Genomic DNA, 16199 nt, shown 5'->3' on the forward strand with positions numbered 1-16199 from the left:
TGAATCTAACTGTGAGACGGATCAACCCTCTTTGCCTGTCCAGCTTTGACAAAATACAGCAAAATCTGACCGAGTGGTCCCAAAAGCGGTCTACGGCAACTCATCCGGCGACTTCAGTTTTCTACTTTTCTAAGAACCTCCGCCTGTAGATGATGATCTAATAGAGCAGTGCATTTGACGGCGTGCTTTAGCTTTACTTATAGTAAACCGTACATCGAGAATGAGAGTTCGACTAAAATGCAAAATTCCGGAGGACTGCGATCTGCCTTTCCATTTCTGCTTCCCGCACTTGTATCTCTTTTTCTGGTTGGGTTAGTTCCTCTCGCTGTCGTATTCTTTTATTCGCTTCATGACACCTTCGGCGGGAACATGTTTTTCTGGGTTGGGGGGCAATGGTTCTATCGAGTTATAAGTTCGCAGGAATTTTATGCGGCACTACTGCGGAGTTTCAGCTTTTCCGTTTTGATACTCTCGATTCAGATACCGCTGGGCATCTATATTGCTCTGAAAATGCCACGGTCAGGAACCCTTGTTGCAGCAGCCCTTATTCTTTTAACAATTCCAATGCTCACCCCAAAAATTGTGGTTGGATATCTGTGGAAGGTAATGGTTCAACCTGAAAACGGGCTTATTACTCAGGCTTTCGCCGAAGTTGGTGTGATGTTGGATATGAATAATGTCTTTTGGACGTGGACAATTTTGATCCTAATGGACCTTTGGCATTGGACAGGGCTTGTGGTCCTTCTTTGTTATGCGCGATTGAGAACCATACCTGATGCCCAATACCAGGCGGCCTCCATTGATGGAGCATCCCGCTGGAGCGTTTTTCGGAATATAGAGCTGCCCAAAATGAGGCTCGTGCTAGCCATCGCATTTTTGCTTAGGTTTATGGACAGTTTTACGATGTATACTGAAGCTTACGTTGTCACACGCGGAGGACCTGGTGTCAGCACCGTCTTTCTGTCTCACGAACTCGTGCAAACGGGCCTTATCCAGTTTGATTTGGGAGAAGCCGGAGCAATGGCGGTGATTTATTTCGTCATAGTTGTGTTAATCTCTGCTCTTTTTTACAGGATAATTTTGCCTTCACCCCTTAAGAATGCAGGCAAATGACAACACGATTTTCCTTAGCACCAGCAAGCTTTTTCTTTTTGGTACTTGTGCCAATCTACTGGATGATCGCAGTTAGCCTTCAGAAACCTGATAGTTTGGCAGGTTCCATTCAGCTTGTGCCTGCAGATCCGACTTTTTCAAATTTCTTATTTATATTGACTGAACCTGATTGGTATTGGGGTTATATAAACGCATTGACTTATGTTTCACTGAATGTCGCGATCTCGGTCTGTGTAGCCATACCGGCAGCTTATGCCTTTTCACGATTTCGGTTTGTAGGACATGGGTTGTTGTTTTTCTCGCTCTTAATGTTTCGGATGATGGTGCCGGCCATCCTACTTGTACCATTCGTCCAGATATTTTCTGCGCTGAATATGATTGATACTTATCTGGCAGTTGCGCTGGCACATTGCTTTTTCAGCGTCCCCATCGCAATTTGGATACTTGAAGGGTTTATCTCGGCAATTCCCGTCGAAGTGGACGAAAGCGCAAAAGTAGATGGGTTTAGCACTTTCAGGTTTTTTCGCCACATCCTGTTGCCAATGATCGCGCCTGGTGTGGCAACGGCGGCGTTCTTTTGCTTCATGTTTTCCTGGGTAGAGTTTTTATTATCCAATGCTTTAACAACAATCGACGTTAAACCCTTCGGTGGTATCATGACCCGTGTAGGAAGTGTAATGTCTGGGCATATACCACTTATTGCCGCGGCTGGGGTTCTGGGTGTTGTGCCAGGTACTATTATTGCGATCGCGCTGCGGCGCCATCTTGCACAGGGCTTTTCGTTGGGTCGCACAAACTAGCGAATACTACATCGTTTGAGTTGACCCTAAAAATGAAGACAGACCAGCCCTCTTTACCTGAGTGATTTTTGCGGTAGGCGGCCAAATCTATCTAAGCGGTCCCAAAAGCGGTCCCGATAAATGGTCCAACCAACTGGTATCGTTGCAATTATTCATAAAACTGGGTGGAAATGGCGCACTGGGGAGGTGGTTCTACTCCTAATACCTGCGCTGAGTTACTGCTAACATCCTGATATCATTAGATACAGCATACCTGAGTTCATCACAATAAGGCGTATTCTGGTCAGTAATTTGGTCAGTAATCGGCTGGGGGGCCAGTGCCATGGGGGTATACCGGGGTACTGTACTCAGCCATGACCTGAGATTGGGGTTCTAGAACAGTAAACTACTCAGAGCATATTACTCGCCTAGACCCTTGACTGTTTTACTGGCTTGGGAGTGTGGAGGCTTTGAGTACGGCTTTTTACCCCATGCTTCTGTGTGGTAACACGCTATTATATTTCAACTCTTCCTAGTAATGGTTGGTAGTGTCTTCTTAGTGTTGGTTAACTAGGAAGTCGTCTTCTTCGCTAGATAAAATCTCTCTAGTCGTTCTTTATATTGAGTAGTTCTATTATAGCTGATTAGCTGTGAAGACATAGCATCTAAGTAGTAGTCTCTGTCTAGGTGTTTGAAACTATGTATTTGCTTGTAAGATAGTCTATCCTGTTCAGCCTGTAGGTTTCTACCGACTACTTCAATAGTAGCTTCTTTCATAGTGTCTCTCAATAAATCAACATCATCTGATGCGATAATATAGCTGTCGTGTACTGTAAGTATTGCCTTACCTCTGGTGGTAAAATGGTTGATAATATACGCAGTGATTTGGCTATCTAAGTACATTAAGCGTATTCCTTGATCGGAACATAAGCTCTGTTCTAGATGTGGATTTCTTTGAACAAAACCATTCAGCAAAATCTCTAGTTCCTGATTAGTAAGCCGCTTTTCTATACTCCCTTTATCACGGCTATCTCTAAAAGCGGCATAAGCTGACTTGGAAGTTTTCGCATTAATCGCAGCTAGAATTAATGCTTTTACTGCCTTCCGCTGTGATGTTTTTGGTAGCTTTGGTAGCAGTTGAGACTTTAGATCATAGATGTCTCCAGAAACCTTAACCCCTGCTAAGGAGCTTAACATTGCTGCATGAAGTCCTTTGTAATCAACTTCTATAGTAGGTTCATCGTTGATATAAATTTGTCGCCTTAAATCTTCACTGATTTGCTGCCAAAACCCTCCGTAAAAACGACCGTTCATTTCCCATGAGCTTCTACTAAAAATGCGTCTCACAAATTTTTGAGTCTGATCAATTGGAATCTTCTGTCTGACTCCATTGGCTTCAGTTCTGAAAATATAAGGCTCTTCAAGCGTTGGAATATCGATAAACGTATCTTTCAGAAGCGCATTATATTGCTGAAGCTCCTGTCTAATCTGCCTAGTATTGTCATCATCTTCGTATTCAACCAGTACTCGTTTCTTTTTAGTTCTATTTCCAGATGATACGGTAATGAAATTTCCTTCTTGGTCGGTGTCGAAATCCGTTAGGATAATGCACTCCTGATTTTTGTTTAATTCGAGTTGGAAGCTTTCAATACTTATCTTCTTAAACAAAATACAAAGGGGGGCAGATGCTCGTATCCTTGAAGTGTGATTGAACTTCCCCGTCCCTTTTCGATCATAACTACCACCAAGTGTTTCTACTAATCGGTGATCAGATAAGATATCTACGACACTTCTTACTCTCGGAGAGATATAGAGAGCATTGTAGCGACTATTTACTTTGTATGCGTCATTGCCTCTAGCGAGTCCTATGCTGAGTTCTGGATCAACCTTCCAAGCTACATATAAATCTATCAAAACTATTTTAAGGTGGGTAAAACCATTCGCTCGGCCTTTATTATTGCTTTTACCTTCAATTCGCCGCCGCTCGTCATCGGAAAATGTTTCAAAAATTGAATGAACAAGTTCATTTATTTCGCCATGATCAGACCAACGGTGAACATCAAACGGTCTAGAGTGCCGAGGGTTTATTTGGCTTATTTCTTCCAGAATTAATCTCAATATTAAATAAGAACTTTCACTCAATAGCATAGCAAATATTAGTGAGAAACGCACCAAGAAAAGATTGCATGAGGTATTTTTAATTAATCTAATCAGATAGATAAATATAATAACTTAGGTAAAGCCTATTAACCTCAAATCCTCAAATCCTCAAACCTTCACCATTCACCTTCAACCACTCCTTGTGATCTCTATAATTCGGAATGACACTCTGAACGAGTTTCCAGTATTTAGGTCCGTGATTATGCTCTAACAAATGGCAGAGTTCGTGAGCAACGATGTAGTCCACAATCTGATGCGGAGCGATTATGATCCTCCAGTTATAGGTAACATCACCAGAAGACGAACAAGACCCCCAACGTGCCTTATATTCCTTCACATCAACTGAGTGCGGATTAACCCCCAGAATTGATGAGTATCTCTTTGTCTTCTCTTTCAGTTTCTCTAATGCTCTGGTCTGATACCACTCATGCAGAGATTGGCGTACAGACTGTTCTAAAGCACTGCCTGAGACACCTTCCGCTATAGGTACATTCAGATACCCATTCTTGAGTTTCACCTGCGCAGTAGCACCTCTGATGCATTTCAGGCGATAGTTGCGCCCCAAGTAAGTAAAGGACTCTCCGTTCACATATTCCTTAGGTTTTGGACGAATGGTTTCGATATGGATTTTCAGTTTCTGACGTACCCAAGCGGTTCGATTGTTGATTAAGTCTTCAATGCGTTGATCAGATAGAGTTTTGGGTACAACAACCTTTACGATGTCATCCTCAATCTCAATTGACGCTGACTTACTTCTCTCTGTTCGTATGATTTCTACTGGGAAATCAAAGTTCATTTGAACTTAACCTGAGCGAGTTCCATAAACCTATCGGTAACAGGTTTTACCAATGATGCATCATAGTGCTTCAAAATGGTGTGCTTGATCTTCTTCTTCACAGTCTTCTGCTCATCCCACTTCTTGAAAAAGTCTACGATCTGAGTTGCCTCATCAAGCATGGTTACCAGTGATTGCACAACTTCCTTGAGAGTTTCGTGTGAACTCTCATCAAGACTATCATCACCCTTCTTCTTCGTAATTTCCGCAAAGAGAATATTATAGAAGGAGAACTCTGTGTCGCTGAGACCTGTCTAGCCCCCTATACTCGCCCATTGAGTTTTGGTTTCTCTAATAAGGTTTCTGGGACGGGTGGGCGCATGTTTAATGCGTGATGAGGTCTGATCTGGTTGTATTGCCTGAGCCAAACATTGATAGCGACCTGGGCTTGCCGTGTGGTGTGGAACCATTCAGCGTTTAGCACTTCTTTTCGCAAGGTGCCGTTAAAGCGTTCGTTGTATCCATTTTCCCAAGGGCTGCCCGGATAGATTTGCATTGGTTTGATACCGATCCTCTTCAGCCAGTCCTGTAGATGCGTGGCAATGAACTCGGGTCCGTTGTCAGAGCGAATAAACTCTGGCTTACCATGTTTAATCAGCAGCGGGTGCAGTGTCTCCAAAACGTCGTTCGCATTCATTTTGGATCGCACTGCCACGTAGAGCGCTTCACGGGTATATTCATCTAGAACCGTGAGCATTTTATAGCTGCACCCATTGCTAAGCTTATCGTGCACAAAGTCGATCGCCCAAATATGGTTGGGATGTGTGGGCCGCAGCCTGATGATGGAGCTGTCTTTGTGATAAAGCCGTTTGCGCTTCTTGTGCCGGCGCGGCAGCTGTAAACCTTCTTCGTTCCATAAGCGCTCGATCCTCTTGTGGTTAACACGCCAGCCTTCCATGCGCAGCAGGGCTGTGACTTTCCTATAACCATACCACCCATACTGTTTGGCCAGCCGGATCATCGCCAAGCGTAGTTTGGTATCATCTACTTGTTTGGCTTGATAGCGCAGACTTGAGCGGGCTACATCCAGAACAGCGCAAGCACGCCGCTCAGAAATATCCAGCTTTTGACGCGTATGAATAACAGCCTGACGAAGCTGAGCCCGCGTCAGGCCCGTGGCTTTAGATGATCAAGGCTCTCCTTCAGGATCACCTTGTCTAACTGCAAGTCAGCGACGATCTTCTTCAAGCGCTCGTTTTCTTTCTTGAGCGATTTCATCTCTGAAACCTGTGAACGAGAAAGGCCTCCAAACTTCTTACGCCAGTAATAATAACTCTTATCTGAAATCCCAGCTTTGCGACACGCACTCACAACGTCCAAACCATCGTGCAAATGAACATCAATCTCGCGCAATAACTTCAACACATCTTCATCAGAATAACGCTTCCGAGCCATGTTTCCTTACTCCCTATGCCAAAATATACTGGCACAGTTCTAGGGGGCTAAGACAGGTATACCCCCATGGCACTGGCCCCCCAGCCGATTACTGACCAAATTACTGACCAGAATACGCCTTATTGTGATGAACTCAGGTATGCTGTATCTAATGATATCAGGATGTTAGCAGTAACTCAGCGCAGGTATTAGGAGTAGAACTACCTCCCCGGTGCGCCACTATCATCAGACTTAAGCAGTCTACCGATAGATAACCTACTGATAACATTCTCATAAGTAGCTTTGCCTTAGTATTGGGCTGGAGAGAATGTTGACCAAATTACTTATCTAGATCATCAAGTCTGCCTCAGTTTTATTTCTCAACACTCGCCAACACCATTCTTAGAAATTCAGAGACCTTATCTTGCTCGATCCACCTTGCGACGACTACTAAATCATTCTCAGGGTCGACATAGATAATTTGCGTCCCAACACCCATCGCACAATATGCCGATTTTGGAGTTCCAGATAAAAGACCGTTTCGTAAATCGTTCAACCACCAAAGATAGCCATAGAATGGGGCTATAGAACAAGGCGTCGTACATTCTTCTATCCATTTCTCTGGAATTATTTCCTTGTCTTTCCATCGCCCCTTATTGAGCATTAATTGGCCGACACGGGCGTGATCCTTAGTACTGATCCAAAGGCCACCACCCCAGTGAGCGCCTCCAGATACTGATTGTATTTTCTTCCCGTTAAACTCTAACCAAGAATTCTCATAACCGTGCCATTCCCAAGTCTTCGTAGCACCAATGGGACCCATAATTCTTTCTTGTAACACTTCTGGCAAAGAGCGGCCAAATGCTCTCATCAGGGCAAACGATAATTGATTTACTCGAACATCGTTATACTCCCAATAAGTTCCTGGCGGCTGCAATGTACGTTTGCTTCCCCTTTTCTCGGCATGGGTCGTGTCACCCATCACATCTCTATAATGGTCGATCCAATCAGGCTTATCCCAGAGAGTTCCTTCCCATTCACTGGTAAGCTGCAACATATGCGCCCAAGTGATGTCTCTGTTTTGTAAGCTGTCAAAGCCTCCGTCTTTTATGATATCTTTTATCGGGGCATGAATATCGGGAATAATGCCGTCTTTAACCGCAATTCCCATACACAATGACAGGTAGCTTTTGCTGATACTGAAAGTCATATCAACGTACTCAGTATCACCCCAAGTTTTGACAAGTTGACCACTGCGAAGGATTACGCCTGAACCAGCTTTCCTAGACTTCACTGGCCCAATTGTTTTGCCAATAGGCCAAGGCTCTTCAAAATGCCCCTTTTTTAAAGCTGCACCAATATTGCGATCCATACTGGACTCGTTTTCGATAGCGAAATCTATGGCTTTCGAAAGAAGGCTGCTATCCATACCAGCTTTTTGCGGATCAATCTCAATCAAACTATGCATCACACTTAACCTTTTATGATCCATTAAATGCTAACGAGCATTTACCTTTGACTCAAATCAATTAGCTCGTTTGACGATGGTTAGATCAGGCAGAAATTAAATTCATCCATTTGGCGCATACTTGTAGATCATGCCCCTTACCATACCCCTGCCCTACTCCCTCAGTTGCCCAACCGCCTATCTGATCGATAACATCTGAGGGACATTCAACTGCTCTAAGCCTGTCTCTCATCGAGTGTCTAAAGCTATGCATTGTGCATCCCTCAGGCACGTACTGATGCAGCCATTTGTTCAATGCAGCACTGGCTGAGTTTGAGTTGGTAATGTCCTTTCTGTTGTATCGGGGGAAAGCATAGGGGCTGTTTGGAAAGTCCCCTAAGAGCCTCTGAGCGGCCCATAGAGAGGCCCCTACAAGCGGTATATCTCGTTGGCTGCCAGAGGTCTTAAGAGGCCTCCATGGATGCGGTTTGAGGCTTATGTGAGGTATGTCCGCATCTAAGATTATATCGCTCTTGAGCAGCCCAGCGCCTTCTGCCAAGCGCATACCCGTATCTGAGACCAAAGCCACCAGCCATCTTAGATCATCATCTATTAAGCGGCACTGGTTTTGGACTTTGCGGATGTCTTCTATCGGAATTGGAAGCCGCCTACTCACCCCAGCCGATTTATCAAAGTACATCCCCACAAATGGGTTCTTAAGATCAAGCGCATATTCAGAGATGGCGAAGTTAAAGACGGCTCTGATGGAACTGATCACTCTACCCACACTTGAGCCAACCAACCCCTTGGCAATCAAGTAATCCCGATAGCTCAGAGCATCTGCTCTGGTATACTCAGCTAAGGTCTTGGTTCCACAGGCATCTACCAGATAACTACAGGCCCTCTGGGCGGCGGCTTCAAAGCTATTGGGCTTACCAGCCCCCTTCTGAGTGACGTAGGTTTCCAAAGCCTCAGGCAGCGTAATACACTGCTCAGCGGCAGTAGACACATCAAGCTGAGTATTTCGGGTAAATGAACCATATCCCGACTTTAACAAACTGCGCCCAATAAGATCAGGGTCGGCCATTCTAAGATGAGACCAGTATTCATCTAACTTAGCCGCAGCCACCAAAGCCCTTGATTTAGCGGTTTGCGCAGACCTCGTCTTAAGGCCCTGAACAATACGAGGATAGGAGTAATGGCTCAAAAGGTCGGCGGGAACACGTCTTGAGAAGTAGTAATACCCAGCACGGTTAAACGTGTAAGGGACTTTTTTGGTCAGTAATCTGGTCAACATTCTCTCCAGCCCAATACTAAGGCAAAGCTACTTATGAGAATGTTATCAGTAGGTTATCTATCGGTAGACTGCTTAAGTCTGATGATAGTGGCGCACCGGGGAGGATTCGAACCCCCGACCCCTTGATTCGTAGTCAAGTACTCTATCCAGCTGAGCTACCGGTGCCGTGTTCGACCCTCTAAGCTAGGGCGCGGCGCTTTGCAAGGGCCGATTATAACACATGAAGCTTTTTAAGCACTATTCAGCATTATCGAGGGTCAACTTTGGCAATGTAAGCCGGAAACAAGCCCCAGCCCCATTCGCCTCTAAGTATTCTGCGCTGCCGCCATGCCCACGCATCAGTTCTTGAACGATTGCCAAGCCCAATCCGGATCCCTCCCCTGTCGCCGTACCTTGAAACGGTTTAAAAAGATGCGCCTTGGCTTTTTCAGGCAAACCCGGACCAGTATCGATAACATCAATGATCCAAAACTGTGGGGTCTGCCAAGCTTTTAAAGCGATCGCGCCGCCCTTCGATTGATCCGCAAGCGCCTGACGCGCATTGCGCACAAGATTGCTTAAGGCGCGATGCAATTGCTCATAATCCGCGCGAATGATCAGATTTTCAGATATCTCAAACTTCACATCGATCGGCAATTGACCTATCGCCATCAATTCGGTTTCAACCACATCCCGAAGCAATGATGTAAGATCAACCTGCCCCAGAATTGGCGCGGGTTCACTGGCGCGCCCAAAGCTCAAAGTAGTTTCTGCAAGCGTCACGGCTCGGGCCACATTAGCCTCTAATTTCGGCGCAAGCCGCATTACCACAGGGTCTTCGCTTTGCGTCAAACGGTCAGAAATCAACTGCACCGTGGTCAGTATATTCCGCAAATCATGGCTGACTTTCGCAACCGCCTCGCCAAGCTGTGCCAATCGTTCTTTATGATTCAGCGCGTTGGTCAGATTTTTTTGCATACTCTGCAACGCCTGCTCTGCCGCGCGCAATTCTGCGATTCCAGCCTTCAGCTTGATAATCCGCTGTGCCTCTTCAGGTGCTGTTTGATAATTCTCAATCTGTGCAATCACGCGGCGGATAGGGGCTACTATCATAAAGCGCGTGGCCGCAAAAAGCAAAAGCGCAGCCGCCACGGACAAAAGCGCTGATAAGATCAGAACGCGCTGACTAAACGCCCACATCGCGTCTCTTAAAGGTCCCGTATTCAAAGTAACTTCGATCAAACTTCCGGCTTTCAGCTTCGGATTACCGATCACCCGCACCACGTCAAAACCGGGTTTGCTTAATCGGCGAAACGCATCGCGCACCAGCGCCGTCCATGCCGGTTGTCTGAGATCAAATGTCTGAGACACGGGCGCGGGCAACTCTGATGCCAAGGCAAGTTGACGCGACGAGTCACGCCGCAAAACCACATTATAAACGCCTGCATTTAACAAAAGCTCGCGCTCAAGCTCTGCCGAAATCATATCATCCGCCAGCAAAACCAATGATGCAATCTGCGCCCGCTCAACGCGGGCCATTAAAAAATCAGACCTAAACCGCGCAATGCTGGGGACAAAAATCAACACTTCTGCCAATAGAACAAACATAGTTGTTAATAGAAAGAATCGTCCTGATAAAGAATTAAACATCCCGCCAAAATGCCCTGAACGCTATCATAATAAAGCCGAAATTAAGCATCGCCTGAACCCAATCATGCCAGATACGCTTTTGATAAATATCTGAATACGAATTTGACATTGTAAATAGATTACGAATAACGCAGGTTTACCACCGATCGCAAACAAAGTTTTGCAAAAAGGCCACCGCAGCGTTGCAATAGACGTGTAGGAAAAACACAGCAATGCGCGCAGAGGCTCGTAAAAACGCCGAGAAACCAATTTTCAGCACAACAACGGTTTGACATATCAGTTAAGCGCCCGTATAGGCGGGGTTTATATTTTTAAAGATGCAGCTGGCATCTGGCAGATACGGAGTCATTGCTATGAAACGCACTTTTCAACCTTCTAATCTCGTGCGCAAGCGGCGTCACGGATTTCGCGCGCGCATGGCAACAAAAGCAGGCCGTAAAATTTTGAACGCGCGCCGCGCGCGCGGACGCAAAGAGCTAAGCGCTTAACAAGCCTTTTGACTGGCCTGCCCATCGATATGGGGGATTAAGATGTATGGTAAAACCGCGTCTTCATCGCAGGCTATGGCACCTCTCGTAGATCCAAAAACCGCTCTTGCCGCGCCATTGGGAAAATTGCGCGTGCGAGCCGATTATCTTGACGCGGCGAAGGCGAAGCGCGTTTCAACCACCGGGTTTGTTTTACAAGCCCGTAAGCGCGTGGAAGCAAGCGCGCTCCAGCCGCGCTATGGAATCACTTGCTCGAAAAAGGTGGGCAACGCTGTTGCGCGCAATCGGGCCAAACGTCGGCTGCGGGCCCTCGCGAACAGCGTGCTTCCGCTCCTAGGCCGTGACGGTTGGGATTATGTTTTAATTGGCCGTGCGCAAGCCACCGCAAACCAACCGTTTGATATGCTGCTTGAAAACTTGCGCTTTGCGTTAAAGAAGCTGCATCAGGGCGAAACCCGATGACGTTATTGGCCCGGATATTGGCATTGCCGATAAAAGGCTATCGATTGATTTTCTCGGCTTGGGTTGGGCGCAGTTGCCGCTTTGATCCCACCTGTAGCGCCTATGCGCTGACCGCTTTGGAACGTCATGGCGCGCTTAAAGGCAGCTGGCTCACAGTGCGCCGCATCTTGCGCTGTCATCCTTGGGGCCAGCATGGCGTTGATGATGTGCCAGACGCGAAATAACATGAGAGGTCGCAAAAATTTGTCTCTTCTGCATGCCGTCTTCTCTACACGGCTTGCCCCAGCGGTTTCAAACGTCTAAAGCCCAATCATGCTTGATGAAAACAGTGATATACACCCGCTTTTCGAAGGTGCTCCGAACACCACAGAGTTCAAAAAGCTTCGCAAACGGATCATTCGCAACACCCGCGAGGCTATAGAGCAATACGGTATGGTCGAGCGCGGCGCGCGCTGGCTTATTTGCCTATCCGGGGGCAAAGACAGCTACACGCTGCTGGCTGCGCTTTATGAGTTGAAATGGCGCGGCCTTCTTCCCGTTGACTTGCTGGCCTGCAATTTGGATCAAGGGCAACCGGGGTTTCCCCAAACCGTGCTTCCCGCGTTTCTAGAAAAAATGCAAGTGCCGCATAGAATTGAATATCAGGATACGTATTCAATTGTGAAAGATAAAATCCCCGAGGGGCGCACATTTTGTGCCTTATGCTCGCGCTTACGGCGGGGCAATCTTTACCGCATTGCACGCGAAGAAAATTGTAGCGCGATTGTGCTGGGCCATCACCGAGATGATATTCTGGAAACCTTTTTTATGAACCTCTTCCATGGCGGCCGCTTGGCGTCCATGCCTGCGAAGCTTTTGAACGAAGAGGGGGATCTGTTGCTGTATCGCCCCCTCGCTCATGTGGCAGAAGCCGATTGCGAGAAATTTGCCAAAGCCATGCACTACCCGATTATCCCTTGTGATTTATGCGGCTCGCAAGACGGGCTTCAGCGCCAACAAGTGAAACAGATTTTGGATGGCTGGGAACGCAACAGCCCGGGCCGACGGCAGGTGATGTTCCGCGCCTTAATGAATGCCAGACCTTCACATTTGCTGGATCCCAAACTGTTCGATTTCGCCGGATTAACCGTTAAATAGATCGGTACTGGCCGAACAAACCCCTTTAAAATCTATCGCAGGTTGGCGGTTTGATGCCAGATGCGATGAAGCCGGCAGTGGCTCCGCGCTTCAGACAGGCCGCACAACGCAGCTGGCTAAATCTTTCCACTGCGCTGCAAACGCCCTTTAAACGGGTTTAATTATAGAAAATGGGGCTTACACCCTTGACCTTTTGCCCCGTACTCTGTTGAACCCAGCAGAGGAATTTCTATCGGGAAAATATGTTATGGATGATCAGAATAAGAACCTTATATTGGCCTCAGCGCTTAGCTTTTTGGTCATTATCATCTGGTTCGTGCTCTTTCCTCCGCCCGAAGCCCCGCTGCAGCCGGGAACACCAGCCCTAAGCCAACAGGCCGATGCCACGGACCTAACTTTGCCCGCGGGCGATGAACCGGTGCTCAATAGCAGCCCAGCCGAGCTGACAACGGCAGAGACAGCGCCACGCATCGCGGTTGAAACGGATCGCCTGAATGGCTCTATTTCATTAATAGGCGGGCGCATTGATGATTTGTCATTGCTGGATTACCGGGTTGATTTAAGTGAAGGCTCACCGGATGTGACCCTGCTAAGACCCGTTGATGAGCCTGGTGCCTATTATGCGGCCTTTGGATGGGCGGGCCTGTCTGGCCTACAGCCGGGCGATACGCCAACGCCAGAAACGCTTTGGGCCGTGGACGGCAACACCACATTGCGCGTCGATGCGCCGGTCACTTTGATCTGGGAAAGCCCCGCCGATCTGATCTTCCGCCGCATGATTTCGGTGGATGAAGACTATATGTTCACCATCCGCCAATCGGTTACGAGCCAAGCGTCACAACCGGTTCAACTGCGTCCCTATGGGTTGATCCGCCGCCATGGCGAGCCCACGGATTTGAAGAACTTTTTCATTTTGCATGAAGGTTTGGTACGGATGTCAGATGGAGAGCTGGCAGAGGAAAGCTATGATAATTTGCGCGATTACGAAATTGACCCGCGCGAGGGCACGCATGCGGAACGGATTGAAGTGGCGGCAAGCGGCTGGACAGGGTTTACCGATCATTTTTGGATGACCACGTTGGCGCCTGCGCCCGGATTGGCGTTCCGCTCAACCGCAAAATATTTTGCATCAGCCGATATATTCCAAACAGAGGTGGTTTTGCCGCGCCAGTCATTGGCTCCAGGCGCCAGCGCCGAGGTAACCACTCAATTTTTTGCGGGTGCAAAAGAATGGGATGCGATCCGCGCCTATGAAAAAGCCGGCGTAGATGGCTTTCTCGACAGCATTGATTGGGGTTGGTTTTTCTTTCTGACCAAACCGATTTTTGCGGTTTTGCATTGGCTGAACGCGTTGATAGGTAATATGGGATGGGCGATTATCGGGCTCACATTGCTGATAAAAGCGCTGTTATTTCCCCTGGCTTATAAATCCTACGTCTCTATGGCCAAGATGAAAGAGCTACAGCCAGAAATGGAAAAGCTGAAAGAAGCGGCTGGTGATGACCGCCAGAAACTTCAGCAAGAAATGATGGCGCTCTACAAGAAAGAAAAGGTTAACCCCGCGTCAGGCTGCTTGCCAATCCTGTTGCAAATTCCAATTTTCTTTTCGCTTTATAAGGTGATTTTCGTCACCCTTGAATTGCGCCATGCCCCTTGGATCGGTTGGATCAAGGACCTGAGCGCGCCAGACCCATCCTCTATTTTGAACCTGTTTGGTTTGCTGCCCTTTACGCCCCCCGATCCCAATTCGATATTGGCGATTATTTCTTTGGGTGTGCTACCCATCTTATTGGGTATTTCGATGTGGATTCAGCAAAAATTGAACCCGGCCCCCACCGATCCGACCCAAGCCATGATCTTTGCTTGGTTGCCTTGGGTGTTTATGTTCATGCTGGGAACGTTTGCGAGCGGGCTCGTTGTCTATTGGATCGCCAACAATACGATCACATTTACGCAACAATATCTGATCATGCGCAGTCAAGGCTATAAGCCAGATGTCTTCGGCAATGTTATCGCCAGCTTCAAGAAAAAGTCTAAACCGAGCGGCAAATAATGGCGACAGTAGCGCAAATATGGCGATATCCCATCAAATCGCATGGGCGCGAAGCTTTGCAAGCCGTACCACTCAGCGCCGGGAAAACCCTGCCATGGGATCGCCATTGGGCGGTTGCGCATGAAAACTCAACGGCAGATGGCTCTGTCTGGGTACCATGTCAAAATTTTAGCCGCGGGGCAAAAGCGCCATTATTGATGGCCATAAACAGCCGCTGGGACGCGGATAGGGTGCAAATGCATATGCGCCATCCCAATTTGCCCGACCTGCAGTTCAACCCTGATGATGCGGACGATCAAAATCGGTTTTTAGAGTGGTCAGCGCCGCTTATGCCCGAAAACCGAGCCAAATCAGCGCGCTTGATCCGCGCCGCAGAATGCGGGCTTACCGACACTGATTACCCCTCGGTCAGCATTGGCAATCTGTCATCGCATCGCGCCGTTTCACAAAAGCTTGGGCGCGATCTGTCTGCGCTGCGCTGGCGCACAAATATTTGGTTGGATGGTCTGGCCCCTTGGGAAGAATTTGATTGGATTGGCCGCATTATTGAAATTGGCGAAGTTCAATTTGAAATCTGCGAACGGGTTCAGCGCTGTCTGGCCACCACAGCCAATCCTGAAACAGGCCGGCGTGATGCAGATACGCTAGGCATATTGCAGACATGGGATCATCAAGACTTCTGCGTCTATGCCCGCGTGCTTAACACCGGCACGATCCATTTAAACGATAGCGCAAAAGCCCCAACCCCATGACAATGACCTTCCCTTTAGCCGAAACACCCGACGCAGCCCTGCGCGAAAAAGGCCGCCTTTTATTCGCTCAGCAAACCGATTTTCTGAAAGGTGTTGTAGCGATAGATGGCTTGCCCGCCGATGATCGGATCGAAATTTGCTTTGCCGGCCGCTCAAATGTAGGTAAATCAACATTGATTAACGCGCTGACCGGGCGCAAAGCACTGGCGCGCACCTCAAATACGCCCGGGCGCACCCAAGAGATCAACTTTTTCACCGCAGCTGACAGCCATTATCTGGTCGACTTGCCGGGATATGGCTATGCCAACGCGCCCTTACCGGTTGTGGAAAAATGGCAAAGATTGCTCAAAAAGTATTTATCAGGACGGCGTTCTTTGCGCCGTGCCTTCGTGTTGATTGATGCGCGCCACGGGGTAAAATCGGTGGATGAAGAGATTTTAAGCCTGCTCGACAGTGCCGCTGTTACCTTTCAATGCGTGCTGACCAAAGCAGATAAAATAAAAACCCATGAGCAAGAGGCCTTGCTGCAGCAAGTGCGCGGCGCGCTGAGCAAACATCCGGCTGCCTATCCCGAACTTATACTCACCTCTTCGGAAAAAGGTATGGGCGTCGAAACATTGCGCGCAACAATCGCAGGCCTCATCTAAGCCACGCGCGCGCAGGCTCTTGCACC

Annotated in this window: 14 protein-coding genes, 1 tRNA gene and 1 pseudogene; 9 read left to right on the forward strand and 7 right to left on the reverse strand. The window is 47.8% G+C overall.

Annotation, left to right across the window (positions count from 1 at the left end; translation table 11 throughout):
• Positions 1-237: 237 nt before the first annotated feature.
• Both UM181_01765 and UM181_01770 read left to right on the forward strand, forming a co-directional pair.
• Positions 238-1113 carry a sugar ABC transporter permease gene (locus UM181_01765; protein ID WQC63364.1) on the forward strand — a complete coding sequence of 292 codons (876 nt, stop codon included), beginning with the start codon at positions 238-240 and terminating at the stop codon, positions 1111-1113.
• The gene (locus UM181_01770; protein WQC63365.1) at positions 1110-1913 is read left to right on the forward strand and encodes a carbohydrate ABC transporter permease; all 804 of its coding nucleotides are present in this window, start codon (positions 1110-1112) and stop codon (positions 1911-1913) included. Before UM181_01765 ends, UM181_01770 begins: the two co-directional genes overlap by 4 nt.
• A 549-nt stretch (positions 1914-2462) precedes the next feature.
• Here UM181_01770 and UM181_01775 read toward each other — a convergent pair.
• The 7 genes and pseudogenes from UM181_01775 to UM181_01805 form a co-directional block, all read right to left on the reverse strand.
• On the reverse strand, positions 2463-4064 hold the full coding sequence (locus UM181_01775; protein WQC63366.1) for a hypothetical protein: 1602 nt from the start codon (positions 4062-4064) through the stop codon (positions 2463-2465).
• A gap of 88 nt (positions 4065-4152) precedes the next feature.
• On the reverse strand, positions 4153-4848 hold the full coding sequence (locus UM181_01780; protein WQC63367.1) for a SprT family zinc-dependent metalloprotease: 696 nt from the start codon (positions 4846-4848) through the stop codon (positions 4153-4155).
• A gap of 301 nt (positions 4849-5149) precedes the next feature.
• Positions 5150-6282, reverse strand: a pseudogene (locus UM181_01785) (IS3 family transposase).
• A gap of 352 nt (positions 6283-6634) precedes the next feature.
• Positions 6635-7729 carry a serine hydrolase gene (locus UM181_01790; protein WQC63368.1) on the reverse strand — a complete coding sequence of 365 codons (1095 nt, stop codon included), beginning with the start codon at positions 7727-7729 and terminating at the stop codon, positions 6635-6637.
• An 85-nt stretch (positions 7730-7814) separates the two neighbouring features.
• The gene (locus tag UM181_01795) at positions 7815-9005 is read right to left on the reverse strand and encodes a DUF6538 domain-containing protein (protein ID WQC63369.1); all 1191 of its coding nucleotides are present in this window, start codon (positions 9003-9005) and stop codon (positions 7815-7817) included.
• Positions 9006-9093: 88 nt separating this feature from the next.
• Positions 9094-9170, reverse strand: a tRNA-Arg gene (locus UM181_01800).
• Positions 9171-9242: 72 nt separating this feature from the next.
• Positions 9243-10592, reverse strand: a complete 1350-nt coding sequence (locus UM181_01805) for a HAMP domain-containing sensor histidine kinase (GenBank protein ID WQC63370.1) — start codon at positions 10590-10592, stop codon at positions 9243-9245.
• 395 nt (positions 10593-10987) lie between these two features.
• Here UM181_01805 and rpmH point away from each other — a divergent pair, with 395 nt between their 5' ends.
• The 7 genes from rpmH (at position 10988) to yihA (ending at position 16173) form a co-directional block, all read left to right on the forward strand.
• The gene (gene rpmH / locus UM181_01810) at positions 10988-11122 is read left to right on the forward strand and encodes a 50S ribosomal protein L34 (protein WQC63371.1); all 135 of its coding nucleotides are present in this window, start codon (positions 10988-10990) and stop codon (positions 11120-11122) included.
• Between the two features lie 42 nt (positions 11123-11164).
• Positions 11165-11584, forward strand: coding sequence for a ribonuclease P protein component (rnpA, locus tag UM181_01815; GenBank protein WQC63372.1), 420 nt, complete (start codon positions 11165-11167; stop codon positions 11582-11584).
• A complete protein-coding gene (yidD, locus tag UM181_01820) occupies positions 11581-11808 on the forward strand; it encodes a membrane protein insertion efficiency factor YidD (protein WQC63373.1) in 228 nt (75 codons plus the stop codon). Before rnpA ends, yidD begins: the two co-directional genes overlap by 4 nt.
• 88 nt (positions 11809-11896) lie before the next feature.
• Positions 11897-12721, forward strand: coding sequence for a tRNA 2-thiocytidine(32) synthetase TtcA (gene ttcA / locus UM181_01825; protein ID WQC63374.1), 825 nt, complete (start codon positions 11897-11899; stop codon positions 12719-12721).
• Positions 12722-12968: 247 nt separating this feature from the next.
• On the forward strand, positions 12969-14774 hold the full coding sequence (yidC, locus tag UM181_01830) for a membrane protein insertase YidC (protein WQC64807.1): 1806 nt from the start codon (positions 12969-12971) through the stop codon (positions 14772-14774).
• Positions 14771-15526, forward strand: a complete 756-nt coding sequence (locus UM181_01835) for an MOSC N-terminal beta barrel domain-containing protein (protein WQC64808.1) — start codon at positions 14771-14773, stop codon at positions 15524-15526. The genes yidC and UM181_01835 overlap by 4 nt, the downstream gene beginning before the upstream one ends.
• On the forward strand, positions 15523-16173 hold the full coding sequence (yihA, locus tag UM181_01840; protein ID WQC63375.1) for a ribosome biogenesis GTP-binding protein YihA/YsxC: 651 nt from the start codon (positions 15523-15525) through the stop codon (positions 16171-16173). Before UM181_01835 ends, yihA begins: the two co-directional genes overlap by 4 nt.
• Positions 16174-16199 lie beyond the last annotated feature (26 nt).

The organism is Alphaproteobacteria bacterium US3C007 (assembly GCA_034423775.1).
Taxonomy (GTDB): Bacteria; Pseudomonadota; Alphaproteobacteria; order Rhodobacterales; family Rhodobacteraceae; genus Thalassovivens; species Thalassovivens spotae.

Bases quoted from the DNA above. Each gene is read 5' to 3' on its own strand.
- UM181_01780 (WQC63367.1), bottom strand. From the start codon at position 4,848: ATGAACTTTGATTTCCCAGTAGAAATCATACGAACAGAGAGAAGTAAG.
- UM181_01795 (WQC63369.1), bottom strand. From the start codon at position 9,005: ATGTTGACCAGATTACTGACCAAAAAAGTCCCTTACACGTTTAACCGT.
- yidD (WQC63373.1), top strand. From the start codon at position 11,581: ATGACGTTATTGGCCCGGATATTGGCATTGCCGATAAAAGGCTATCGA.
- UM181_01765 (WQC63364.1), top strand. From the start codon at position 238: ATGCAAAATTCCGGAGGACTGCGATCTGCCTTTCCATTTCTGCTTCCC.
- UM181_01805 (WQC63370.1), bottom strand. From the start codon at position 10,592: ATGTTTGTTCTATTGGCAGAAGTGTTGATTTTTGTCCCCAGCATTGCG.
- UM181_01770 (WQC63365.1), top strand. From the start codon at position 1,110: ATGACAACACGATTTTCCTTAGCACCAGCAAGCTTTTTCTTTTTGGTA.
- yihA (WQC63375.1), top strand. From the start codon at position 15,523: ATGACAATGACCTTCCCTTTAGCCGAAACACCCGACGCAGCCCTGCGC.
- UM181_01790 (WQC63368.1), bottom strand. From the start codon at position 7,729: ATGCATAGTTTGATTGAGATTGATCCGCAAAAAGCTGGTATGGATAGC.
- ttcA (WQC63374.1), top strand. From the start codon at position 11,897: ATGCTTGATGAAAACAGTGATATACACCCGCTTTTCGAAGGTGCTCCG.
- rnpA (WQC63372.1), top strand. From the start codon at position 11,165: ATGTATGGTAAAACCGCGTCTTCATCGCAGGCTATGGCACCTCTCGTA.
- rpmH (WQC63371.1), top strand. From the start codon at position 10,988: ATGAAACGCACTTTTCAACCTTCTAATCTCGTGCGCAAGCGGCGTCAC.
- yidC (WQC64807.1), top strand. From the start codon at position 12,969: ATGGATGATCAGAATAAGAACCTTATATTGGCCTCAGCGCTTAGCTTT.